The organism is Streptomyces sp. NPDC002513, from assembly GCF_053595355.1.
The window spans coordinates 14505-37336 of record NZ_JBSFXK010000054.1; the positions used below are offsets into that span (position 1 = coordinate 14505).

The 22832-nt window shown below is 71.3% G+C and carries 17 protein-coding genes; 9 read left to right on the forward strand and 8 right to left on the reverse strand.

From position 1 onward, the window contains the following. Positions 1-3 precede the first annotated feature (3 nt). A complete protein-coding gene (pspAB, locus tag ACWD5Q_RS27725; RefSeq protein ID WP_451429780.1) occupies positions 4-627 on the forward strand; it encodes a PspA-associated protein PspAB in 624 nt (207 codons plus the stop codon). A 467-nt stretch (positions 628-1094) separates the two neighbouring features. On the opposite strand, the gene ACWD5Q_RS27730 is transcribed toward pspAB, so the two are convergent. Continuing rightward, positions 1095-1409, reverse strand: a complete 315-nt coding sequence (locus ACWD5Q_RS27730) for a hypothetical protein (protein ID WP_451429781.1) — start codon at positions 1407-1409, stop codon at positions 1095-1097. Between the two features lie 165 nt (positions 1410-1574). Between ACWD5Q_RS27730 and ACWD5Q_RS27735 the strand changes: the two genes are divergently transcribed. Together ACWD5Q_RS27735 and ACWD5Q_RS27740 are read left to right on the forward strand one after the other, a co-directional pair. Further along, complete coding sequence (locus ACWD5Q_RS27735; protein ID WP_451429782.1) at positions 1575-1934, forward strand: arsenate reductase family protein; 360 nt, start codon at positions 1575-1577, stop codon at positions 1932-1934. A 134-nt stretch (positions 1935-2068) separates the two neighbouring features. Beyond that, positions 2069-2782: a hypothetical protein gene (locus tag ACWD5Q_RS27740; protein ID WP_451429783.1), complete on the forward strand. Its 714-nt coding sequence runs from the start codon at positions 2069-2071 to the stop codon at positions 2780-2782. Positions 2783-2784: 2 nt separating this feature from the next. On the opposite strand, the gene ACWD5Q_RS27745 is transcribed toward ACWD5Q_RS27740, so the two are convergent. Then, complete coding sequence (locus ACWD5Q_RS27745) at positions 2785-3648, reverse strand: alpha/beta fold hydrolase (RefSeq protein ID WP_451429784.1); 864 nt, start codon at positions 3646-3648, stop codon at positions 2785-2787. 68 nt (positions 3649-3716) lie between these two features. Between ACWD5Q_RS27745 and ACWD5Q_RS27750 the strand changes: the two genes are divergently transcribed. The 4 genes from ACWD5Q_RS27750 to ACWD5Q_RS27765 all read left to right on the forward strand — a co-directional run bounded on the left by ACWD5Q_RS27750 (position 3717) and on the right by ACWD5Q_RS27765 (position 8104). Further along, positions 3717-4247, forward strand: coding sequence for a MarR family winged helix-turn-helix transcriptional regulator (locus ACWD5Q_RS27750; RefSeq protein ID WP_451429785.1), 531 nt, complete (start codon positions 3717-3719; stop codon positions 4245-4247). Between the two features lie 391 nt (positions 4248-4638). After that, positions 4639-5250: a winged helix-turn-helix domain-containing protein gene (locus ACWD5Q_RS27755; RefSeq protein ID WP_451429786.1), complete on the forward strand. Its 612-nt coding sequence runs from the start codon at positions 4639-4641 to the stop codon at positions 5248-5250. A gap of 72 nt (positions 5251-5322) precedes the next feature. Then, positions 5323-6345, forward strand: coding sequence for an NAD-dependent epimerase/dehydratase family protein (locus tag ACWD5Q_RS27760; RefSeq protein WP_451429787.1), 1023 nt, complete (start codon positions 5323-5325; stop codon positions 6343-6345). A gap of 202 nt (positions 6346-6547) precedes the next feature. Then, positions 6548-8104, forward strand: a complete 1557-nt coding sequence (locus tag ACWD5Q_RS27765; RefSeq protein WP_451429788.1) for a DUF1996 domain-containing protein — start codon at positions 6548-6550, stop codon at positions 8102-8104. 154 nt (positions 8105-8258) lie between these two features. Here the strand turns inward: ACWD5Q_RS27765 and ACWD5Q_RS27770 are convergent, their stop codons facing one another. Next, positions 8259-8687 (reverse strand): hypothetical protein, encoded by a 429-nt coding sequence (locus ACWD5Q_RS27770; protein ID WP_451429789.1) that lies wholly within the window; start codon positions 8685-8687, stop codon positions 8259-8261. Positions 8688-8883: 196 nt separating this feature from the next. Between ACWD5Q_RS27770 and ACWD5Q_RS27775 the strand changes: the two genes are divergently transcribed. Further along, positions 8884-10857 carry a hypothetical protein gene (locus tag ACWD5Q_RS27775; protein WP_451429790.1) on the forward strand — a complete coding sequence of 658 codons (1974 nt, stop codon included), beginning with the start codon at positions 8884-8886 and terminating at the stop codon, positions 10855-10857. A gap of 117 nt (positions 10858-10974) precedes the next feature. After that, positions 10975-11691: a TetR/AcrR family transcriptional regulator gene (locus ACWD5Q_RS27780; RefSeq protein WP_451429791.1), complete on the forward strand. Its 717-nt coding sequence runs from the start codon at positions 10975-10977 to the stop codon at positions 11689-11691. Here the strand turns inward: ACWD5Q_RS27780 and pulA are convergent. From pulA to ACWD5Q_RS27805, 5 genes are all read right to left on the reverse strand, one after another. Then, complete coding sequence (gene pulA, locus ACWD5Q_RS27785; RefSeq protein ID WP_451429792.1) at positions 11672-17086, reverse strand: pullulanase-type alpha-1,6-glucosidase; 5415 nt, start codon at positions 17084-17086, stop codon at positions 11672-11674. The genes ACWD5Q_RS27780 and pulA overlap by 20 nt on opposite strands. A 263-nt stretch (positions 17087-17349) precedes the next feature. Beyond that, on the reverse strand, positions 17350-18732 hold the full coding sequence (locus ACWD5Q_RS27790; RefSeq protein ID WP_451429793.1) for an alpha-amylase: 1383 nt from the start codon (positions 18730-18732) through the stop codon (positions 17350-17352). Between the two features lie 283 nt (positions 18733-19015). Next, a complete protein-coding gene (locus ACWD5Q_RS27795; RefSeq protein WP_451429794.1) occupies positions 19016-20695 on the reverse strand; it encodes a glycoside hydrolase family 13 protein in 1680 nt (559 codons plus the stop codon). A gap of 181 nt (positions 20696-20876) precedes the next feature. Then, a complete protein-coding gene (locus ACWD5Q_RS27800; RefSeq protein ID WP_451429795.1) occupies positions 20877-21782 on the reverse strand; it encodes a sugar ABC transporter permease in 906 nt (301 codons plus the stop codon). A 19-nt stretch (positions 21783-21801) separates the two neighbouring features. Then, positions 21802-22806, reverse strand: coding sequence for a carbohydrate ABC transporter permease (locus tag ACWD5Q_RS27805; protein WP_451429796.1), 1005 nt, complete (start codon positions 22804-22806; stop codon positions 21802-21804). Positions 22807-22832 lie beyond the last annotated feature (26 nt).

Consider the following 22832-nt stretch of genomic DNA (forward strand, 5'->3'; position numbering starts at 1 on the left):
CCCTTGGGGCTGCTGGACATCCTGCTGGGCCGTACGAAACCCGTCGCGCCCGACCTCGACCAGTTGTTCGCACTGCCGGGGGCGGCCGTGACGCTCCAGGCGGCAGCCGGGTTCACGCCGACCGGCGGCGGCGCGGTGTGTTTCGCCACGGTCGAGGGCGCGGCCTTCGAGCAGACCCACCGGGAGGTGCAGGCCCTTCTCGACGCGGACGCCGACCGCACCGGTGGGCCGGTGGAACTGAGGCAGGACGACTACGGCTACTCGTGGCTGGTCTCCCAGCGGACCCCCGACCAACTGCCCCAACTGGTCAACGACCTGCACGCGGTGAACAGCTCGATGGAGGCCAACGGCTTCGGGCCGCAGCTGCTGTGCTCACTGGCCGGATTCGAGTACAGGTCCGAGAACCGAGGGGACGCCGGCCACGACGGGGACGGCACCGGCCGGAGGCTGGCCCTGGTCTACCTCTACAAGCGCGGCACGTTCTATCCCTTCGCCCCGCTGCCCGGTGCCTCGCAGAGCCGGGACAGCGCGCTGGAGTTGCAGGTGAAGGCGGCGCTCGCGGACGACCTCAGGATCGAGCAGGACCTGAGCCGGTGGTTCCCGGTGTGGGGCGCCCCCGGCCTGTGACCGGCGGCGTCCGCGAGGCTCATGCGTTCTTCTGTGGCCGTACGGTCCGGCGCGTACGGGATCGATGGGCTCGCACCCGGCTCGCGGGCCGGGGGGACGTGGGGCCGGGGCCCGGGCGCGGGCCGTAGGGGCCCTTGGGGCGGGGGCCGGTACGGGTGGCGGGCCGGCCCGGGGGCCGGGGGCCGGAGCACGGGGCGTGGCGGCCGGTCACCGGGTCGGTGCCGTTCGGCACGGGCGCCGTCGGGGCTGACGCCGTCGGGGGGCGTCCGTGTCGTGCCATCGCTTCTCCCGCCTCTGCGTGACGGCCGTCCGCGCCGTCTCCGCCTCAGTGAAGGCCTGGACGGGGCCGTCCGCATGCCGGGTACGGCACTCCGGGTGACGGGACGCCGCCGACGGGTGGACCTCGCCGGGCGCCCCACGTACGAGGCACCCGGCTCTGGCGGCTCCACCGCGTCAACGGCTGGGGCTCAACGGCAGTACCGCATCAGCGCCCGCACCATGTGACACGTCGTGTCCGACGGCGGATGCACCCCGATCCGCTCCGCCGTGCTCCGTATCGTCTCGTTGCGGGCCTGGTTCGGCACGTACACCCCGGAGTCGAGCAGGGCGATCGCGAGGCGCATCGCCTTCAGGCGCCGGTTGTGGGTGACGTACCAATCACGCGGCCGCCCCGGGGGGAGCGGGCGCTTCTCCACCGGCGCGTACGGCAGATCCATGAGGACCGGCCTCCTGGCGGTGGACTGGGTCGGCTTCGGCTTCGGCTTGGTTGCGGCAGCGGGCACGGGCATCCTCCTGTCGCGGTCGGGGAGCGGTCCGGAAACCCCGGCACCTCCCTCGAACACTGCTTCTATTCTACTGCCGCCCACTGACAAAAGCCGCTGGCCACAAGGGCTTTGGGCAAGGTTGTGACACCGGTGAGAAGAGGTGCTTCGACTACCGTGTGGGGCATGGAGATCTGGATCAACCCGGCCTGTTCGAAGTGCCGCGGCGCCCTCACCCTGCTCGACGCCGAGGGCGCCGAGTACACCGTGCGCCGCTACCTGGAGGACGTGCCCACCGAGGACGAGATCCGCGACGTCCTGACCCGGCTCGGTCTCGAACCGTGGGACATCACCCGCACCCAGGAGGCCGAGGCCAGGGAGCTCGGGATGAAGGAGTGGGCGAGGGACGCCACGCAGCGCGACCGCTGGGTGCGCGCGCTCGCCGGGCACCCGCGACTCATCCAGCGGCCCATCATCACCGCCGACGACGGTTCGGCCGTCGTCGCCCGCACGGAAGAGGCGGTGCGGGACGCTCTGTCCCGCTGAGCCCAGGCCCTTGTGACCTACGTTACTTCGGCGACTCCCGCAACCGCTGAGTAACACCGTTCGGCATCGCGTACCTAGCGGCGTACCCATCGCATCCGGCCGCCGAGGACAGCGGCCGGGGACAGGAGGCGCGCATGTCGCGTAGGAGAACCCTCAGCCCCGGGAAGAAGATCACGCTGGCGGTCACCGCCCTCGCCGTGGCCGGCGGCGGGGCCTTCGCCTTCGCCGCCACTTCGAACGCGGCGAACGTGCAGAACGCGTCCACCTCGACGGTCTGCAAGGGGCTGGCCACCGCGCTCGGCAACAACGAGTCGTTCATCGCCGCGCAGAAGGCGAACCCGGACGCCCAGTCGGCGGCCCGGATCGCCAACCGCGAGGCGGTCGTCGCCCAGATCAAGCGTCAGCAGGAGGCGTCCGGCTGCCAGGTCGGGGAGTCCCTCCAGGCGGGCGGGGCGGCGCGGTCCGGTGGCGCGGCACCGGCCGGGGGGTCGGCTCAGGACCCCCGGGCCGGGCAGTCGGCGTCCGCCGCGCCGCCCGCGAACACGGCGCCCGCCAACGGCGCGGGCAACGGGAACGCGGGCAACGCCGCGGGCGCCTCGGGCCCGCAGGTCTGCAAGGGCTCGACCGTGACGCTCTCCGGTGAGGGCGGCGCCCCGGCGGCGTCCAGCAACCAGTTCCCGTCGGGTACGAAGCTGAAGGTCACCAACCTGGACAACAACAAGTCCACGACGGTGACGGTCACCTCGGTCTCCGGCAGTTGTGTGCTGCTCAACAACGCGGCCTTCGAACAGGTCCGCGAGCCCGGCAAGTTCCTGATCCGCCGGGCCGTGATCGAGAAGGTGGGGTGAGGTCAGCCGCCCAAAAACTCCAGGAGGCGGCGGTTCGTCGCCGCCGGGTTGGTGTACGGCAGGGCGTGGTGAGACACGTCCGGCAGGACGTGGGTCTCCACCTCCGGCAGCCACTCGGCGGCACGGGCGGCCACTTGGCGGGGATCATGGCTCCTGCTGTTCGCGGCCACGAGCAGCAGGACCCTGGTGTGCAGCGAGCGCAGCGCGGCGGCGCTCGGGCGCGGCCCCGTGACCGGGCGGGCCGTCGGGAAACCGGCCGTCGTCTCCTGGAGCCGCAGCCACGCGGCCGGCGGCACCCCGCCCGTCTCCCACTCCAGGAAGGCCCGGATCGTGCGCGCGGAGGGGCGCAGGAGCATGGGCAGGGCGTGCAGGAGGTATCCGGCCCGGTATCCGGCGAAGCACTGGGTCGGGTCGAGCAGCGCGAGGCGGGTGACGCGGCCCGGGGCGTGCAGCGCGTAGTGGAGGGCGATCCAGCCACCGTACGAGTGTCCGGCCAGGGCGGCCCGGTCGGCGCCCAGCCCGTCGAGGACCGCGTCGAGCCAGGCCGTCAGGTCGGCGACGGTCCGCAGGGGGCGGCTCGGGTCCGGGACGCTGCGGCCCGGGTCGCCGATGAGGTCGACCGCGTGGACCCGGAAGATGCGGGACAGATCGGCCGCGTTGGCGTACCAGGACACGGAGGTCGCGCGGCCGCCCGGCAGCAGGACGAGCGGGGGTCCGCCGGCGGGGCCGCAGCTGTTCACCCGTGTGCTGCCGAAGTCCGTGGGGACGGTGCTTTGCCGGGTGTCCGCGGGCCATTCGGCGAGCACCTTGTCGTAGGCCGCGTGGAAGTCCGCCGGGCCCTGCGTCTCGTACACAGTGGAGTCCATGAGCCCGCATTATCTCGCTGAGCAAGATACTTGGCCAGCGAGACGACAGGACGACGACGGAGGCGGGCATGGCGGACCGGGCCGACCAGGGACCCGAGATGGAGATCGTCCATCTCCTGCGCGCGGTGACCGTCGAACTCGGGCTGCACAGCGCCCGGTTCGCCCACCGCAACGGCATGCACCCGACCGACGTCCGTGCCCTGATCGCCCTCATGGACGCCTCCCGCGCCGGTCAGGACATGACGGCGGGCCGCCTCGGCGCGCTCCTCGGACTCAACTCCGCGGGCACCACCGCGCTGGTCGACCGGCTGGAACGGCTCGGGCACGTGCGGCGGGTGCGCGACGGGCACGACCGGCGGCGGGTGCTCGTCGAGATCGACGAGCGGGCGGTGGAGCTCGGCCGGGGGTTCTTCGGGCCGCTGATCGGACGGGCGGTTGAGTTGCTGGAGGGGTACGACGAGCGGGAACGGGCCGCGGTACGGGACTTCCTGGACGGCGTCCGGGAGGCGGCCGCGGACCAAGGCCCCCCGCCGCCTCCGGCTGACGTACGTCCGCCTCGTGCCGCCCCTTCGGAAGGGGACGAACCGGCCACCCGGTGACGCACGAGGGTGGAGGCTCCGGGCCACTCCCCCGGCACGGTTCACGCCGCCGGCCGGCGGGGGCGTGCCCGCTCGCGTCCGCGTCGAGGGAGAGCGTCCAATGCGCGAGAGAAGGCTGCTGCCGGGCCCGGCCGTCTGCTTCAATGGGGCCATGGCCAGCTTCCAGAAGTGCAGCGTGACGGGTCGCCATGACCTCGAGCCCTTCTGGCCGTCCCGTCAGCACCACGACTTCGACCGGGTGTGTTGTCGCGCGCGGAACGCGCGGGCCCTCTAAAGCCGGCACCCCGGCCTTCGGCCAGCGCGCACGACGTACGTCCTCGACGACCCCGGCCACGAACTCGCGGTCGTCGGCCTCCCCGTCGAACTCCTCGCGCGAAAGAGCTGACCTCTCATGGCGACCCCTCGTTCTGTGCCGACCACCGCCCTCGACGCCCCGACCGCCCCCTCGCCCGGCTCCGCACGGCACCGGCTCCGTGCCGTCGACGCGGACGAGGTCGCCGGCGTGCCGGACTTCCTGCCGCCGGGCACCACCTGGCTGCCCGCGCCCCCGCACTCCCTGCCCGAACTGCCGGGCCGGCCGCCGATGATCGGCTATCTGGTGCTCGTACCGGCCGACCAGCGTCCGCCCTTCGCACCGGTCGCCGTGCCCGCCCCCGCCGACGGCCCCCCGGCGGCCGACACCCCGGCCGGCCGGCCGGCCGACCGCGCCACCAAGGACCCGCTCGTCCGCGTCGACACCGCGCGGCGCACCGCCGAGGTGGCCGGACGGCCGCTCGACCTCACCTACCTGGAGTTCGAACTGCTCGCCCATCTGGTCGCGCACCCCCACCGGGTGCACACCCGCGAGCAGCTCGTGAGCACGGTGTGGGGCTACGGGCATGTGGGCGACGGCCGCACCGTGGACGTCCACATCGCCCGGCTGCGCCGCAAGCTCGGCGCCGAGCACCGCCAGGCGATCCAGACCGTACGGCGCGTGGGCTACAAGTACACACCGGGCCGCTGACCCCACCGTTCCGGATCTTCTCTCAGCAGATCCGGGTTCCGCTCCGCGGGCGGGCCGGGCACAGTTCCCGGCATGAGACTTCTGGTTCTGGGCGGTACGGAGTTCGCGGGGCGGGCCGTCGTGGAGGCGGCGCTCGGCCGAGGCTGGGAGGTGACCGTCCTCAACCGGGGACGGCACCAGCCCCCGCCCGGAGTACGGCGGATACTCGGCGACCGCACCGCGCCCGGCGGACTCGCCGCGCTCGCGGCCCTCGACGGGGACTGGGATGCCGTCGTCGACACCTGGTCGGCGGCGCCGCGCGCGGTGCACGAGTCCGCCCGGCTGCTCGCCGGCCGGGCCCGACGGTATGTGTATGTGTCGAGCTGCTCGGTCTACGCCTGGGCACCCGACCCCGGCTACGACGAGAGCGCTCCCCTGGTGCAGGGGGCGGCGGCCGACGCGGAGCAGACCGACTACCCGCGGGACAAGGCGGGCGGTGAGCTGGCGGCGACGGCGGCGTTCGGCACGGAGGGGTCCCTGCTGGTGCGGTCGGGACTGATCCTGGGGCCGTACGAGAACATACACCGGCTGCCGTGGTGGCTCACCCGGATCGCCCGCGGCGGCCCCGTCCTCGCCCCCGGGCCGCGCGACCTGCCGTTGCAGTACATCGACGTACGGGATCTCGCGGAGTGGATCCTCGGCGCGGTGGAGCGGGGGCTGAGCGGGCCGTACAACCTCATGAGTCCGCAGGGTCACACGACCATGGGCGAGCTGCTGGAGGCGTGCGTACGGGAGACCGGAAGCGGTGCGCGGCTGCGCTGGACCGCACCCGAGGTGATCCTCGACGCGGGGATCGAGCCCTGGACGCAGCTTCCCGTGTGGGTGCCGCCGGACAGCGACGGCTACGCGGCCCTGCACAGCGCGGACGTGTCACGGGCGGTACGGGACGGGCTGCGCTGCCGGCCCGTGGCGGAGACCGTGGCCGACACCTGGACCTGGCTGCGGAGCGTCGGCACCGACGCGCCCCGGCGGCCCGACCGTCCGAAGGTGGGCCTCGATCCCGCGGTGGAGGAGCAGGTGCTGGCCGGTCAGGGCGAGGGCGGCACCGAACGCTGAATCGAATTCAAGGAAAGTGTCGTTCCCCCTCCTCAACTCCCGCTGAAGCAGGGGCTTCTGTGGGTCTTGCGCCGGAAATGACCTCACGGACTTCTGAGTTTTCCCGAGGTTTCTGAACACCCCACGGACCCCCTGCGTATGAGAGGACGCCGCTTCACCCCTGTCGGGCGCCTCCGCCCCGAAAGGAAGTCAGAGGAGTTCCATGGGACGCAACACTCGAAAACGCCGTACGCCGCTGGCCACCAAGGCCATAGCCGCATCGGCTGCCCTAGCGCTCGGTGGGGGCGGACTGATCTGGGCGAACTACTACGCCTCGGCGCACGAGACGAACGACCAAGCCTGGGGTGGCAACCAGACGAAGGCCGCGAGCGCGCAGGTCGCGACCATCTCGTGCCCGGACGTGGGCCAGAAACTCACCGACGTACCCAGCCAGGCACGGACCGAGGTCGACGGCGAACTGGCCAACCTCGACCGCCAGATCACCGACGCCTACCAGAGTCTGGCGACCACGCGGGACGCACAGGCCAGGGACGCGAGTTTCGTTCAGAACACCATTCTCCAGCCGCTGCAGGACCGCCGGAAGGTGATCCTCGACCGGATCAAGCTGGAGATCACCCGCGTCGGCGGCACCACACCCAGCGGCCTGGACGCCCTCGCCGCCTGCACCGGCACTCCCGGCGACCTGACCAGCACCAGCGGCCAGCAGAACAGCGGTGGCCAGCAGCAGAACACCGGCGGCCAGAACACCGGGCAGCCGCAGAACAACGGCGGGCAGCAGCAGAACAACGGTGGTCAGCAGAACAACGGCGGACAGCAGCAGAACAACGGCGGCCAGGCCGGCAACGGCCCGGTGGCGGCGGACTTCGTCGACATCACCACGGTCGCACCGAATGTCCAGGGCAAGCCGGCCAAGCAGGGCAACGCCTCGACCGGTTCGTTCGTCACCCGCTGCGGTGTGAACGCGAACAAGAACCACAACACCGACAACGTCATCGTGGCGCCCGGCGTGACCAACGGCGCGCACCACCTGCACGACTACGTCGGCAACCAGAAGGTCAACGCGTTCTCCAGCAACCAGACGTTCCTGCAGGGCGGCACCAGCTGCCAGAACAAGAACGACCTGTCGGCGTACTACTGGCCTGTGGTCCGTGTCCAGGACGGCACGCAGGACTTCGACCAGAACGCCGACGGCGGTGGCAAGGAAGGCAACGTCGGCCGGATCCTGACCCCGGTCCAGGCGCAGATCAAGTACGTCGGCAGCCCCGCCGGCAAGGTCGTCGCGATGCCGCAGTTCCTGCGCATCATCACCGGTGACGCCAAGACCACGACCAACGGCCTGGCGAACGCCAACGCGCACTGGAGCTGCACCGGCTTCGAGAGCAAGGTCCAGCTGACGACGCAGTACCCGATCTGCCCGCAGGGCAGCAACGTGGTCCGCACGTTCGCCTTCCAGAGCTGCTGGGACGGTCAGAACATCGACAGCGCCAACCACCGTACGCACGTGGCCTTCCCCGACCCGGCGAGCGGCGTCTGCGGGAACGGCTTCAAAGCGATCCCGCAGCTGACGATGCGCCTCGTGTACAAGATCGACCCGCCGACCCTCCAGAACGGTCAGGTGAAGAACGCCTACGCGGTGGACGGTTTCCCGGAACAGCTCCACAAGCCGGCCACCGACCACGACGACTTCATCAGCGTCACGACCGGCGGCCTGGCGAACAAGATCGCCAACTGCATCAACTCCGGCCGGCAGTGCCAGTGACCCGCTGAGGCGGTGACCACCGACACGGTGATCCACTGAAGAAGGCCGGTGGCGGGATTCCCGTCACCGGCCTTCTTCGGCATGTGCGCCGCACTGCGACCGGCCCTTCGCCGTGCGGCCCCGCGGCTCCCACCGCGGGGCCCCTGGCCCTGGCTCAGCCGCTGTGCCCGGCGTGGGCATGGTGGTCGACCCCGATCTCGACATCGCCGCCGAGCGTGCCGCGCAGCTCCTTGACCACCCCGTCGTCCCCGACGGCGACCCACTTGCGGCCCACGAGGTAGAAGCCGCCGTAGTCCTTGGCATCGTTGATCCACTCACGCTGCCCCCGGTCGGTGGCGAAGGTCGCGAGCACGAACCTGCCGTCGGAGGTGGCGCAGATGGCCTGCCGGATCTCGTCGGCGTCCGTCTGGATGTCGGGCTTGCACCGCACGTCCGCCGCCAGATCCTCCAGACTGCCGGTGGCCGTCACCGGAACCCCGCTCCGGACGGCGGCCGGTCCGCCCGACCCGCCCGACCCGGCACAGCCGGTCAGCACCAGCAGGGCGACGGCCGCACCGGCCGCCAGTTTCTCGCGCGTCCTCATGTCGTCCTCCGGTCGTCGCGGCCCATGCCGCTGGAAGCCCCCACGCGGGCCCTGCCCTTCCGTACGGCTGTGACGCCTCCCGTGCTCAACTGCTGCCCGCGATCAGCGGGCTGCCGCCGTGACGGCGGGTGCCGGAGCCTCGCCGAAGGCTCCCGCGTCCAGGTGACCAACCACCGTTCCGCTCGTTCTGCTGAACGTGCAGTCACAGGACGTCGCCCCCCACCGCGCATCGGCCTTCGGTGCGTTCATCGACGTCGAGCAGGCCGAGGCCACGCTCGTCGAGCACTATCCCCGGCTCGTCCGGCTCGCCTATCTGGTGCTGCCGACGGGCCTCGGCCGCAGCCGACGGGTGCTGACCGCGCACGCCCTCGCCCAGCGGGCGCTGCCCCCGGGGCGCGCCCTCGCGGCCGCGGTCCCGTCCCAGGGCGGGGGCCGGCACAGCGCGGGGGCATTCCCCCGTTCCCGTGACGCCGGAGGCCTGGCGGGCAGCCGCGACGGCGACCCGGGGTACGCCCTGCTGCGGCTTCGGGTGCTGCGGACGGCGCTGGAGGCGGGCCGGCCGCTGGGGGGCACCGCCTGGCCGAAGCGGTCCCAGCTACCGCCGCTGCTGCCCCAGGTGTGGGGGCTGCGGCTGTTCCCGCGCTCGGGCGGCGCCGACGAACTCGCCCTGGACCAGCGGCTGTCCGCGCTGTCCGGCCCGGCCCGTGCCGCCTATGTGCTGCGCGGTCTGGAGAAGCTCCCCGAGGACGGTGTGCACGGGGTGCTGGCCGCGGCGGGCGTCGCGGACCCGTCGGCGGCGATCCGTGAGGCCGCGGCCGTACCGGCGCGGGACGCCCTGCTGGACTCACCCGAGTTCGACCCGTGCGCGCTACAGGCCCGGCCGACCGGCCTGGTGCGGCGCCGGCAGCACGGCAAGGCCGCGCTCGCGGCCGCGGCTGCCGTCGCGGTGTGCGGCGCGCTGCTCGCGCTGCCGAGCGGCGGCTGGGGCCCGGACGGCGCGGCCGCCTCCTCCGACGCACGGAACCCGGCCGCCCGCGCCGCCCTGGATCCGGCCCGGGTGACCCGGGTGGCGCCCACCGCGTGGCGGACGTCGGCGCGCACCGACTTCTCCGTGTGGCCCGCCCGCGGCGATCTGACCGGCGACCGGGGGCTGCTGCGGCGCGCGCTCGCCGTCTGGGCGCGGCCCGGGCAGTCCGTGCGGGTCTCGGCCACCCCCGGCACCCCCTCGGGCGGCCCCCCCGGCCCACCGCAGCTGCTGTACGCGGGCCGGGTCGACGCGGCGCGCGTGGTGGTCTTCCACGACGGTCTGCGCATCGTGCGCTACGCCGAGCCGCAGGACGGCACGGACCGGGCCGCGCTCGACTTCGCCCGGGCGGACGCGGCGGCGGGGGCCGAGGCGGAGGCGCTGGTGCTGGACCGCGCCGAGGGCACCGTCCGCTATCTGACGGCCCCGTGGGTGACCGCCGCGACGGAGCGGGACCTGGTGGCGCCGTCGTCCGGGGCGCTGGACCTGCGTCCGGCGCACGGGGTGACGGCGCCGCTCGCGAGTCCGGTCCGGCCGAGCGGCCCGTGCGCGTCGTGGAACGTGCTGGAACTGACGGACGGTTCGGGTACGCGGCTGCTGGCCGACCTCGGGGAGCTGATGCCGGCGCACCTCACCGTGGGGCGGCCGGCCGCACCGCGGGAGGCGTCCGGGGCGGCGGGGCTGCGCGCCTGGGCGCCGCTCGCGTGCTCGCTGGCGGCGGTGCGGTCGCAGGGTGTGCGGTCCGTGAACGCGTGGGAGTACGCGCGGCAGTCGCTGCCGGACGGGTCCGGGGCGGCTCAGTGGGTGTGCACCCGGGCGGACACCTGGCGGGGCGACGCCCCGCTGGTGCTGGCGCAGTTCCGCACCCCGGGCGGGCGGTCCGGGGCGGTCGCGGCGCAGGCCGAGGGCGTCGCGGCGTGCGGCGCGAAGGATCCCCATGTGCTGGCCGGGGTGTTGTGGAAGTCGGCGGAGGGCGCCTGGTACCTGCTCGCCGCGGGCAGCGGGGACACCGCGTCCCTGCGGGCGACCGGCGGGGTGAGCGGGTCGGCGCGGGGGAATCTGCTGGCGGTGCGGACGAGGCAGGGGGCGCGGGCCGGGCTGCGGGGCACCCTGGCCGACGGAAGGACGGTCGGCGGTCTGCGGTGAGCGCACCCGACCGGTCCGCGGATCGCGGGCGTCCGGCGCGGGAGCCGTGCCGGAGCGGTGAGCGCACCACAGGGATCCGGCCGGTTCGAGGCCGGATTCAATCGGTAAGGTGTTCGCATGCCAGCCGGGGTACGCCGCAGGATGGGAGTCGAGGAGCGACGGCAGCAGTTGATCGGCGTCGCGCTCGAACTGTTCAGCCGGCGCTCCCCCGACGAGGTCTCCCTCGACGAGATAGCGTCGGCCGCGGGCATCTCGCGACCGCTGGTCTACCACTACTTCCCCGGCAAACTCAGCCTGTACGAGGCCGCGTTGAAGCGTGCCGCCAAGGATCTGGCGGGCCGGTTCACGGAACCGCACGAAGGCCCCCTGGGGGCACGGCTGCTCCGGGTGACGCACCGTTTCTTCGACTTCGTGGACGAGCACGGACCCGGTTTCTCGGCGCTGATGCGCGGCGGCCCGGCGGTCGGCTCGTCGACGACGAACGCACTCGTCGACTCCGTACGCCAGGCCGCCTACGAGCAGATCCTCGCGCACCTCGGCGTCACCGAGGCACCCGCGCGCCTCGAACTGGTCGTCCGCTCCTGGATCTCGCTCGCCGAGTCGACCGCGCTGATCTGGCTGGACGGCCGGCGCATCCCGCGCGGCGAACTGGAGTCGCAGCTCGTGCACGATCTCGCCGCCCTGGCCGCCGTCAGCGCGGCCTACGACGAGGACATGGCCGCCCTGCTGCGCGCCATGGTCGAGGACGAGCCGGCCGACGGCCCCTTCGCGGAGCTGGCCGGCCGGCTGATGTCCCTGGCGTCGGGTTCCGGCCCTACCGGGCAGCCCGGGTGAACACCGCCACCGTGCGCGCCGGGACGGTGAAGGTGCCCGTGGCCGCCGCGTAGGCGGAGGTCTTCACCACCGGATCCGCGCCCGCCGCCTGCACCGGGTGCAGCCGGAGGCGCGTCCCGGCGAGGCTGCCGATCCGCTGCTCCTGCCGCTCGGGAGTGGCGTTGAAGACCACGACCAGGTCACCGAGGCGCATGGTGATCACGCCGGGTGTCTCGTCCTTCCCGGACAGCGGGAAGGACAACCGGTCCTGTACCTGCGCGGCCGTGCCGAGGGAGAACGCCTTCTCCGTCGTACGGATCCTGAGCAGGTCCTGGTAGGCGGCGGAGGTCCCGTCGATCTGCGGGCAGCCCACCTTGACCGTGCCGAGCAGCGGCTTGGCATAGGTCCACTTGGACAGGTTGTCGGCCGCCATCGGCAGCCCGCGTCCGAAGCCGTTGCCGTCCGCGCAGTTCCAGTGGATGGCGTTGAACCAGTCGCCGCTGTCGAAGGAGTTGCGGTCCAGTGACTTCGAGCGCAGCAGGTCGGTGCCCGCCTGGGAGAGGGCCGGCCCCTGCGAGAGGGCGGCCGTGGCCATCGCCAGCACCTGCATCCGGGCCCGGTCCGACGCGCTGGTCGAGACGGGCAGTTTGTAGGCGAGCGCGTCGAACAGGGACTCGTTGTCGTGTGCGTCCACGTAGGCGAGGGCGTCGCCGGGGGCGTCCGCGTAACCGGCGGGGGCGCCGTTGTAGTCGATCTCCGCGCCGGCGACCTCCTTGCCGTCGTCGTCGGTGAAGCGGTACTTCGCGAGGTTGCCGGTCAGACCGACCTTGATGAGGTCCTGGTAGTGCAGCAGCCGGGCCTTCTGCTCGGCCGGAGTGCCGTTGGCGGGGGACGTGTTGGGGTCGGTGTACAGGCCGGACGCGAAGCCCTGGACGCCCGGGTCCGCGTCGAAGGGGCTCCCGCCGCGCACGGCGTCACGGGCGCGGTCGGAGAACGTGGCGATGCCGGTGCCGGCCATGTTCTGCTGGGTGGCCTGGACGAAGCGGGCGTCGTCGGCGACCTCGCCGAAGTTCCAGCCCTCGCCGTAGAGGATGATCTTCTTGCCGTCGACCCCGTCCTTGGCGAGGGTCAGCGCGTCCAGCGCCTTGCGCGCCGCGAGGATGTTGGCCTTCGGGTGGTGGCCCATGAGGTCGAAGCGGAACCCGTCGACCTTGTACTCCTTGGCCCAGGTGACGAGCGAGTCCACGACGAGCTTGCCCATCATGGCGTTCTCGGGCGCGGTGTTCGCACAGCAGGTGCTGTTCGCCACCGAGCCGTCGGCGAGCAGCCGCTGGTAGTAGCCGGGCACGATCTTGTCCAGGACGCTGGTGTCCGCCTGGCCGCTCGCCGCGGTGTGGTTGTAGACGACGTCCATCACCACCCTGAGGCCGTCGTCGTTGAGGGACTTGACCATGGTGCGGAACTGGACCGTGCGCGCGGTGCCGTCCGGGTCCGTGGCGTACGAGCCCTCGGGGACCGTGAAGTGGTACGGGTCGTAGCCCCAGTTGTAGGCGTCCTTCGCGGCGGTGGCGGCGACGCAGGCCTGCTGCCGGTCGGAGTCTGCGGCGTAGGAGGCGAGGTCGCAGCCGGGGGTCTGCTGCTCGGACTTCTTCTCGGGGATGGTCGCGATGTCGAAGGCGGGCAGCAGATGGACGTACGAGGTGCCCGCCTTCGCCAGTGCGCGCAGATGCCGGGAGCCGTCGCTGTTCTTGTCGGCGAAGGCGAGATAGGTGCCCTGGTCCTTGGCCGGTACGGTCCTGTCCGCGACGGAGAAGTCGCGGATGTGCAGCTCCTGGATCTGGGCGTCCTTGAGCGGCACCGCCTTCGGCTTCTTCAGCCGCGACCAGCCGCTCGGGGCGAGGGACCGGTCGCTGAGGTCGGCGACGAGGCTGCGTGCGGAGTCGGCGGTGAGGGCGAGGGAGTACGGGTCGGTGACCTTGTTGGTGACGATCTTGTGGACGCTGGGCGCCCACACCTTCACGACATACCGGTAGGGCTTGTTCTTCCAGGACGCCGGGCCCGTGACGGACCAGACGCCGGTGGTGGCGTTGCGCCGCATGGCGACCGTGGAGCCGCCCACTTCGAGCCTCACCGACTGTGCGGTGGGCGCCCAGACGGAAAGTGTGGGGCGGCCGTGGTGGAACGTCGGCCCGAGGTCGGCCTTCGTCGCGTCGTACACGTCGTCGAGTACGCCGGCGGTCTGGACGCCCGTCGCCGCCAGCACCGCCCCGTTCGCGGCCCGCTGCGAGGCGACGAGCTGGCCGCTCAGGGCCTCGCGGACCCGGCCGCGGTCGCGCGGATCGACGGACCAGGCGGTGTAGTCCTTCAGATGGGGGAACGCCGTCTTCTGGGCGTCGGTGAGCGTGGTCCTCGTCAGTCGCAGCCAGCGCTCGTCGTCGCTCGTCAGCGTCCCGTCCTTGACGGTGATCGAGCCGTCGTGGGAGGAGAGGAGCTGGGTGGAGGCGGCGCCGTCGACGCCGTTCCAGGCGAGCGTGTCCCGGTCGATCCAGACCGCCTTGGAGGTGGTCAGGTCGAGGGCGGCCGAGCTGCCCGCGGGCTGCGGCAGCAGGTACTTCTCCTGGCCGTTCAGCAGCCACACCTCGTGGCCGTTCGTCTTCAGGTCGAGCGACTGGTCGGCGGCGAGGTCCTTCTCGTCGCCCTTGTGGACGATGTAGCTGAGGCTGGTGGCGCCCTCGGCGAGCGGCACCTCGAAGACCGCGCCGTACGCGTCGGTCCGTACCGGCTTGAGCGGGCTGGACCAGTCGGTGGGGTGCGCGGCGCCCGTCCAGACGTGGAGGCCCCAGCCGTCGTAGTTCCCGTCGGCCCTCTTGTAGTGGATGACCGCCTTGGTCGTGTCCTGCGGCGGGTAGTCGGTCGTCGGCTTCTCGGTGAGGACGGTCTCCTTGCCCTGCTCGACCCAGACCTCGCCGGTCCGGGTGACGTCGATGGTGCGGTCGGCGGAGACGTCCTTGTCGCCGTTCTTGTCGATGACGAGGAAGCCGACGCTGGAGGCACCGGGCTTGAGCTTGACGTAGGCGAAGGCGCCGTAGGCGTCGCGGCCCACGAAGGGATGGCTGTCCGGCCAGGTCGTCGCCTCGCCGTCGGCGAGGTCGCCCCAGGCGTACAGGCCCCAGTCGCCGTAGTTCCCGTCGGCCCTCCTGTAGTGGACGATCGCGTAGTCGCGGGAGGAGGCGGTGGGGACCTGGGGGGCCGGCGGGGTGCCGGTCGTGCTGTCCGCCGTCGCGCTCGCCGTCCGGCCCGCCGAGTCGATCACGACCGCCTTGTAGCGCAGGGCGGTTCCGGCCGGAACGTTCTCGGCGAGGGGCTGGGTGACCTTGTACGGGGCGTGGTCGGCGGAGCCGAGGGTTCGCCAGGGGCCGTTGCCGGTCTGGGCGGCGAAGACGACCCGGTTGAGCCGGCCGCCCTCGACGTCGGCGGAGACCGCGACCGTGCCGGTGGCGCCCGCGTCCGGGGCCTTCAAGGTGATCGTCGGGCTGGTGGCCGGTGCGCCGAGCGGGCGGGCGGCCTTGAGGACGACGGCGGAGAAGGCCGGGACGGTGACGGTGACCTTGCGGTCGGCGCCGCTGCGGACCGACGCGTCCGTTCCGTGGGTGCCCCGGAAGGTCATGTCCGCGGAGCCGGTGGCGAAGGTGGCCGTCTTCTGTTCGCCGGCGTTGTTGAGAGCGACGAGGTACTCGGTGCCGTCGGCGCCGGTGCGCGAGAAGGCGTAGACGCCGGCGCCGTCGGCCGCGTAGCGCTCGGCCTGGACCCCGTCGGCGAGGGCGGGGTTGGCCTTGCGGAGCTCGGAGAGAGCGGCGATCTGGCGGTAGAGCGGCGCACTCGTGTCGTACGCGTCGCTCGCGTGGGTGCGGTCGGTGCCGATCTCGTCGTCATCCAGGTAGTCCGCGACCTTGGAGGCGAACATCGTCTGGCGGGCGTCCTTGTCGCCGCCGGAGCCGGTGAAGCCCTGCTCGTCGCCGTAGTAGACGACGGGGTTGCCGCGGCTGAGGAACATCACCTCGTTGGCGAACTCGTCCTTCTTCAGCAGCTCCGCGTCGGACGCCTTCGGGTTGTCCTGCTTCAGGAAGTACCCGATCCGCCCCATGTCGTGGTTGCCGAGGAAGGTGACCTGCTCGTACGCGTTGGCCTTGTCGGTCGTGTACTTGTAGTCGTCGGCGAAGACACCCGCGAGTTTCCGGGCGCTGCCGCCCTGGGAGGCGTACTCCCGGGCCGCCTCCTGGAAGGGGAAGTCGAGCGTGGCGTCCAGGCGGCCCTGGGTGACGTAGGGCGAGGTGATCGAGGTGTCGGCGGAGTAGACCTCGCCGAACATGAAGAAGTTCCTGCGGCCGTGCGCGGCGGCGTACCGGTCGAGCGCGGTCGCCCACTGCGTCCAGAACTCCATGTTCACGTGCTTCACGGTGTCGATCCGGAAGCCGTCGACGCCGAAGTCCCGCACCCAGCGCTCATAGATCTTCTCCATGCCGCTGACGACCTCGGGACGCTCGGTCCACAGGTCGTCGAGGCCGGAGAAGTCGCCGTAGGTGGCGTTCTCGCCGGCGTAGGTGGAGTCACCGCGGTTGTGGTACATCGTCGGGTCGTTGAGCCACGACGGGACCTTGATGTTCCTCTTCGCGGCGGGCACGACGGGCGTGCGCGGGAAGGAGCCGGTGCCGACCGGCGGGAAGCCCTTCGTGCCGGTCGCGTAGTCGGCGTCGTCGAACGGCCGGCCGTCCTTGGTCAGGTAGGGGAAGGCGCCCTTGGAGAGGTAGTCGTGCGAGGCGCCCTCGTAGTCGACGACGTCCGCGGTGTGGTTGGTGATGACGTCGAAGAAGACCTTCATGCCCTTGGCGTGCGCCGTGGAGATGAGGTCCGCCAGGTCCTTGTTGGTCCCGAAGTGCGGGTCGACCTTGGTGAAGTCGGTGATCCAGTAACCGTGGTACCCGGCCGAGGCGTCGGCGCCGCTGCCCTGCACGGGCTGGTTCTTGAAGATCGGGGCCAGCCAGATGGCGGTGGTGCCGAGGCCCTTGATGTAGTCGAGCTTCCGGGTCAGGCCCTTGAGGTCGCCGCCCTGGTAGAAGCCCTTGTCCGTGGGGTCGTATCCGGTGGCGAGCCGTGAACCGGTCAGTCCGCCGCGGTCGTTGGAGGTGTCGCCGTTGGCGAACCGGTCCGGCATCACGAAGTAGAACTGCTCGCGGGTGTCGTCGTGCCGGGCGGGCTCGGCGGCGAGTTTCGCGTCCGACGGCGGCAAGGGCGGAGCGGCCGCGCGGGCGGCCAGGGGCGGGAGCAAAGCTGCGGCGAGCGCGGCGACGGTAACGGCCGCGACCCTTCTGTACTGCTGGGTGCGGCGCGTCCGGGGCGCCGGCCATCTCGGTATCACAGGCGGAAACTCCTTGCGACTGCGGCTCAATCGGGTCCGACCCCTGCGCCACGGGACGGCTGCGTCGTCGGGCGTCCGCGCGACCGTATCGCCGACGAAAGCCTTACAGCAAGAGTTGTGAAACTCACGGCAAGTATTTTCAGAGCCCCTTCCGTCCGGCCCCGGTCCGCGGGCCGCGCACGGCTGTTGGGGCACGGACACGACGCGGTGCCCTCCGGCGGATCTGCCGGAGGGCACCGCAGCGGTACGGGCCCGTCAGTGGGTCAGCAGCTCGACTTCCCCGCGTAGAGGGCGAGCGCCGTGTTCGGGGCGACCGACGCCGTGAACCAGCCGCTGCTGTTCACCGTCACGGTCCTGTCGCCCTGCACATCGCAGTAGGTGCCGGCGGGCAGCGAGGTCTCGTACGACCGGGCGGCCGTGGTGCTCTCGTGGTTGATCACCACATAGCCCTTGCTGCCGCGGCCGAACGCGATCAGGTTGTTGCCGTCGTCCCACCACTTGGTGACCGCCTCGCCGTGCGTGGCGTTGCGGAAGGCGACCATCGACTTGATCTCCGGCCAGGCGTGCTGGCACTTCCAGCCGTCCTGCCAGCAGGCGTTCACCGCACCACCGCCTGGCGGGCCCGCGTCCGCGTCGGACCACTCGTAGCCGGAGTTGATGTCGGGGGCGCCGTAGGGCCAGGCCAGCATGAAGACGTTCGCCAGGGTGTAGTCGGCGCCGTCCTTGTAGTTCAGGGTCGAGCCGTTGCGCTCGGTGTCGTGGTTGTCCACGAAGACCCCGGCGACCGAGCTGCTCAGATAGCCCCAGCCCTCGCCGTAGTTGTTCAGATAGGCCAGCTTCTCGCTGGTGAACACCCGCTTGAGGTCGTAGGCGTAGCGGAACTCCTGGACATCGCCGTTGCCCGTGTACTCGCTCGGCTGGACCGCCTCGCCCGCGCCGTAGATGACCTCCTGCTTCCAGTACGCGGACGGGTTGGTCAGCCGCGACTTGATGTTGGCCAGGTCGTCGGCCGCGATGTGCTTGGCGGCGTCGATGCGGAAGCCGTCCACACCAAGGCTGAGCAGGTCGTTCATATAGCCGGCGATGGTCTTGCGGACGTGTTCCTCGCCGGTGTCGAGGTCGGCGAGGCCCACCAGCTCGCAGTGCTGGACGTTCCAGCGGTCCTGGTAGTTGGTGACCGGGGAGGTGCAGTCGTCGAAGTCGGCGTAGGAGTACAGGCCCGGGTAGTCGTACTTCGTGTACGACGAGCCTCCCGTGCCGGTGCCGCTGCCCGCCGACATGTGGTTGATGACGGTGTCCACGACGACCTTCACACCCGCCGCGTGGCAGGTGTCGACCATGTTCTGGAAGGCTGCGCGGTCGCCGAGGCGGCCCGCGATCCGGTAGCTCACCGGCTGGTACGACGTCCACCACTGGGAGCCCTGTATGTGCTCGGCGGGCGGGGAGACCTGGACGTAACCGTACCCTGCCGGGCCGAGGGTGTTGGTGCACTCCTTGGCGACCGAGGCGAAGTTCCACTCGAACAGGACCGCGGTGACGTCCTTGGTGCCGGGCGGGGAGGCGGACGCGGTCCCGGCGGGGACGGCGAGTGCGACCGACGCCGCCGCCGCGAGGGCGAGGGCTCCGGAGAGCGTTCTACTGGCCATGTGGGGGTTCCTTCTCCGTTGAAGGATCTGCTGCGGGGTCCCTGACGGACCCTGAGATCCCCTGAAGGGAATTACTGCAAGTTTTCAACTGCTTGCAGTGCAGCAGACCGTACGAGTCCCGACCTCGACGGTCAACCCCCCGGACATGTTCCTGCCACATACGCCAAATAGCGCCGGATTGCGGCCGGTTGACACCACATCACCCGGCGCGACCACAGGAAGGGGCCCGCCGTCCCGGACGGACGACGGGCCCCTGAAAACCCGGTGAAAGGCTTGCGCCGGATCAGTCGGTGGTCCACCACACCGTCGTGTCCGCGGGCAGCTTCGCCTCGTCGGCCGTCAGGGTCAGCTCGCCGCTGGCGACCAGGACACGGCCGTACGACGGGATCGTGACCGCCTCGCCGGTGGTGTTCGCGACGCACACGAAGTCCCCGCGGCGGAAGGCGAGCACGCCCTCGGGTGCCCTCAGCCACTCCACCGAGTCGCCCGCGCCCAGGCCGGGCTGCGCGCGCCGCACGGCGAGGGCGGTGCGGTACAGCTCCAGGGTCGAGCCGGGGACCCCCTGCTGGGCCTCGATGCTGAGGTCGCCCCAGCTCGCGGGCTGCGGCAGCCAGCTCCCGCCGCTGCCGAAGCCGTACGAGGGTCCGGTGCGGGTCCACGGGATCGGCACCCGGCAGCCGTCCCGGAAGCCGTCCTGGCCCTCGCCCCGGAAGTAGGCGGGGTCCTGACGCACCTCGTCCGGCAGGTCCACGACGTCCGGCAGGCCGAGTTCCTCACCCTGGTAGAGGTACGCCGAGCCGGGCAGCGCCAGCATCAGCAGCGTGGCGGCGCGGGCGCGCCGCAGGCCCAGCTCCCGGTCTCCCGCGAGGCGGATCTGGGTGCCGAGGCCGGGCTCGTTGGCGAAGCGGGTGGCGTGGCGGGTCACATCGTGGTTGGACAGCACCCAGGTGGCGGGGGCGCCGACCGGGCGCATCGCGTCGAGGGTGCGGTCGATGACCGCGCGCAGCTCCGCCGCGTCCCAGTAGGTGCCCAGGTACTGGAAGTTGAAGGCCTGGTGCAGTTCGTCGGGGCGCACATAGCGGGCGGTGCGCTCGACGGTCGGCGTCCATGCCTCGGCGACGAAGATCTTCTCACCCGCGTACTCGTCGAGAATCGTGCGCCACTGCCGGTAGATGGCGTGGACGCCGTCCTGGTCGAAGAACGGCATGACATCGTTGCCCAGCAGCTTGAGCTGGTCGTGGGCGCCGAGGTCGGGCAGGCCCGCCGCCTTCACCAGGCCATGGGCGACGTCGATACGGAAGCCGTCGACACCCATGTCCAGCCAGAAGCGGAGGATCGAGCGGAACTCGTCGCCGACCGCCGGGTGGTTCCAGTTGAAGTCGGGCTGCTCGGGCGCGAAGAGGTGCAGATACCACTCGCCGGGCGTGCCGTCGGGTTCGGTGACCCGGGTCCAGGCCGGGCCGCCGAAGACGGACTCCCAGTCGTTGGGCGGCAGCTCGCCGTTCTCGCCCTTGCCGGGGCGGAAGTGGTAGCGCTCCCGCAGCGGCGAGCCCGGCCCCTCCGCGAGCGCCCGCTTGAACCACTCGTACTGGTCGGAGGAGTGGTTGGGAACCAGGTCGACGATGATGCGCAGCCCCAGCCCATGGGCGTCGCGGATCAGTGCGTCGGCGTCCAGAAGGCTGCCGAACATGGGGTCGACGGCACGGTAGTCGGCGACGTCGTAGCCGGCGTCGGCCTGCGGCGAGGCGTAGAAGGGGCTGAGCCACACGGCGTCCACGCCGAGGTCGCGCAGATAGGGAAGTCGGGAACGTACGCCCTCCAGGTCGCCCATGCCGTCGCCGTTGCTGTCGGCGAAGCTGCGCGGATAGACCTGGTAGATCACCGCGTCACGCCACCAGTCGCGGTGGGTGGCGACGGTGGCGAGGGCGGTGTTCGGGGCCGGGTCGGCGGAGTGCTGGCTCATGGCGTCCTTGATGCGGTGGGGATCCCCCGGTCGGGCGAAGACGAGAGCGGGGGGAGAGGGTCGGGTCGTGGGGCTTGGGCAGGGTGGAGGTGACTGGGCGGCCGCGGTGACCGCGGGGTCGGATCGACACCGCGGCCGCCACCCGCGCGGATCGGGCCGCACGGGAACCCCGGGAGGGTGGTCAGCCCTTCGTGCCGCCCGCGGTGAGGCCGGTCACCAGGTTCTTCTGGACAAGGTAGAAGAACACGGACACGGGTATCGCGATCAACACCGCGGTGGCGGCCATGTAGTTCCACTGCGCGTCGTGCTCGCTGACGAAGGTCTGGAGGCCGACGGCGAACGTGTACTTCGAGTCGTCGAGCATGAAGGTGGTCGCGAAGGCGACCTCGCCCACCGCGGTGATGAAGTTGTAGAAGGCCGCGACGGCCAGTCCCGGGCGGGCCAGCGGCAGGATCAGCCGGGCGAAGGTGCCGAACGGGGTGAGTCCGTCCACGCGTCCGGCCTCGTCGATCTCGAAGGGGATGGTGTCGAAGTATCCCTTGAGCAGCCAGGCGCTGTACGGCACGGCCGTGGTGCAGTTGATGATGATCAGCGACCAGTAGGTGTCGATGAGGCCGAGCCGGCCGAAGATCTCGTACATCGGCACGATCAGGATGGCGATCGGGAAGGCCTGCGTGAGCAGGAGCACCCACATCAGCGGCCGGTAGCCGGGGAAGCGCATGCGCGAGACGGCGTAGCCGGTGGTGGCGGCGACGAAGACACCGATCAGGGTGGTGCCGAGCGCCACGATCATCGTCGACTTGAACCAGTCGAAGAAGCCGGTGTGCTCCAGCACGAAGCGGTAGTTGGAGAAGCTCAGCTCGTTCAGGATCTTGCCGGGATGCAGGTAGTCGTCCTTGTCCGGGCCGAGGGACAGGAAGAACAGCCAGGCCACCGGGGCCAGCGCGATGAGGCTCGCCACGACGAGGCCGCCGTGGAGCAGGAAGGCGCCCAGCGGGCCCCGCTCCCCCCGCCGGCGGGTCCGGCGCCGGGGCGACGGTGCGGGGGCCGAAGCGGTTTCGGTCTTTTCGAGGGTCGTGGTGCTCATGGGGGCGGCTCCTGCGGCGTCAGACGGCGAGCTGGTCATTGCGCTTCAGCCAGCGGAAGTAGAAGGAGGTGAAGACGGTCAGGATCGACAACAGCAGCACGCCGTACGTGGCGGACTGGGCGAAGTCGCGCGGCTGCTGTCCGAAGCCCAGGTAGTAGGCCCAGGTCACGAGGATCTGGGCGTCGGGGGCGCTGGTGGGGCCGAACAGCAGGAAGATGATGGCGAACTGGTTGAAGGTCCAGATGACGCCGAGCAGCACCACGGTGGAGCTGACGGAGCGCAGGCCGGGCAGCGTGACGTACCGGAAGCGCTGCCAGGCACTGGCGCCGTCCATCTCAGCGGCCTCGTAGAGCGAGGAGTCGATGGACTGCAGGCCGCCGAGCAGCGAGAGCATCATGAACGGGACACCGCACCAGGTGTTGACCATGATCGCGGCGAACCGCTGCCAGAAGGTGTCCTCCAGCCACTGCGGCTGGGGCAGGTGGAGCGCGTCGAGGACCTGGTTGAGCACACCGGAGTCGGCGAGCATGATCCGCCAGGAGAAGACGGTGACGAAGGCCGGTACGGCCCAGGGCAGGACCAGCACCAGCCGGTAGACGGTACGGCCGCGCAGCTTCTGGTTGAGCATGAGCGCAAGGCCGAGGCCGATGGTGTAGTGCAGGACCACGCAGGCGGCCGTCCAGAAGACGGTCCACAGGAAGTGCGACCAGAACCGGTCGTACGCCGTCGGGCCGAACAGGATGTCCTGGTAGTTGCCGAGCCCGATGAACTTGTAGGTGGCGGCGATGTGGTTGACGCCGATCGTGCGCGCCGAGTTGAGGCTGTTGGCGTCGGTGAGGGTCAGGTAGACGCCCCGCACCAGGGGATAGCCCACGATGGCGCCGAGCACGACGACCACCGGCGCGATCATCGCGTACGCGTACCAGTACGTACGGAATCCGTTCTTGAGCCGCCGGCCCAGCCCGGGCCGCGGTGCGCGGTCACCGTGGCGCGTGCCGGTCGCGCGGTCGATGGCGACTGTCATGGTTCGACACCTTCTGCAGGAGCGGG

Coding starts and splice junctions, on each gene's coding strand:
- ACWD5Q_RS27735 (WP_451429782.1), top strand. CDS start 1,575: ATGGAGATCTGGATCAACCCGGCCTGTTCGAAGTGCCGCGGCGCCCTC.
- ACWD5Q_RS27740 (WP_451429783.1), top strand. CDS start 2,069: ATGTCGCGTAGGAGAACCCTCAGCCCCGGGAAGAAGATCACGCTGGCG.
- ACWD5Q_RS27745 (WP_451429784.1), bottom strand. CDS start 3,648: ATGGACTCCACTGTGTACGAGACGCAGGGCCCGGCGGACTTCCACGCG.
- ACWD5Q_RS27750 (WP_451429785.1), top strand. CDS start 3,717: ATGGCGGACCGGGCCGACCAGGGACCCGAGATGGAGATCGTCCATCTC.
- ACWD5Q_RS27755 (WP_451429786.1), top strand. CDS start 4,639: ATGGCGACCCCTCGTTCTGTGCCGACCACCGCCCTCGACGCCCCGACC.
- ACWD5Q_RS27760 (WP_451429787.1), top strand. CDS start 5,323: ATGAGACTTCTGGTTCTGGGCGGTACGGAGTTCGCGGGGCGGGCCGTC.
- ACWD5Q_RS27765 (WP_451429788.1), top strand. CDS start 6,548: ATGGGACGCAACACTCGAAAACGCCGTACGCCGCTGGCCACCAAGGCC.
- ACWD5Q_RS27770 (WP_451429789.1), bottom strand. CDS start 8,687: ATGAGGACGCGCGAGAAACTGGCGGCCGGTGCGGCCGTCGCCCTGCTG.
- ACWD5Q_RS27780 (WP_451429791.1), top strand. CDS start 10,975: ATGCCAGCCGGGGTACGCCGCAGGATGGGAGTCGAGGAGCGACGGCAG.
- ACWD5Q_RS27790 (WP_451429793.1), bottom strand. CDS start 18,732: ATGGCCAGTAGAACGCTCTCCGGAGCCCTCGCCCTCGCGGCGGCGGCG.
- ACWD5Q_RS27795 (WP_451429794.1), bottom strand. CDS start 20,695: ATGAGCCAGCACTCCGCCGACCCGGCCCCGAACACCGCCCTCGCCACC.
- ACWD5Q_RS27800 (WP_451429795.1), bottom strand. CDS start 21,782: ATGAGCACCACGACCCTCGAAAAGACCGAAACCGCTTCGGCCCCCGCA.
- ACWD5Q_RS27805 (WP_451429796.1), bottom strand. CDS start 22,806: ATGACAGTCGCCATCGACCGCGCGACCGGCACGCGCCACGGTGACCGC.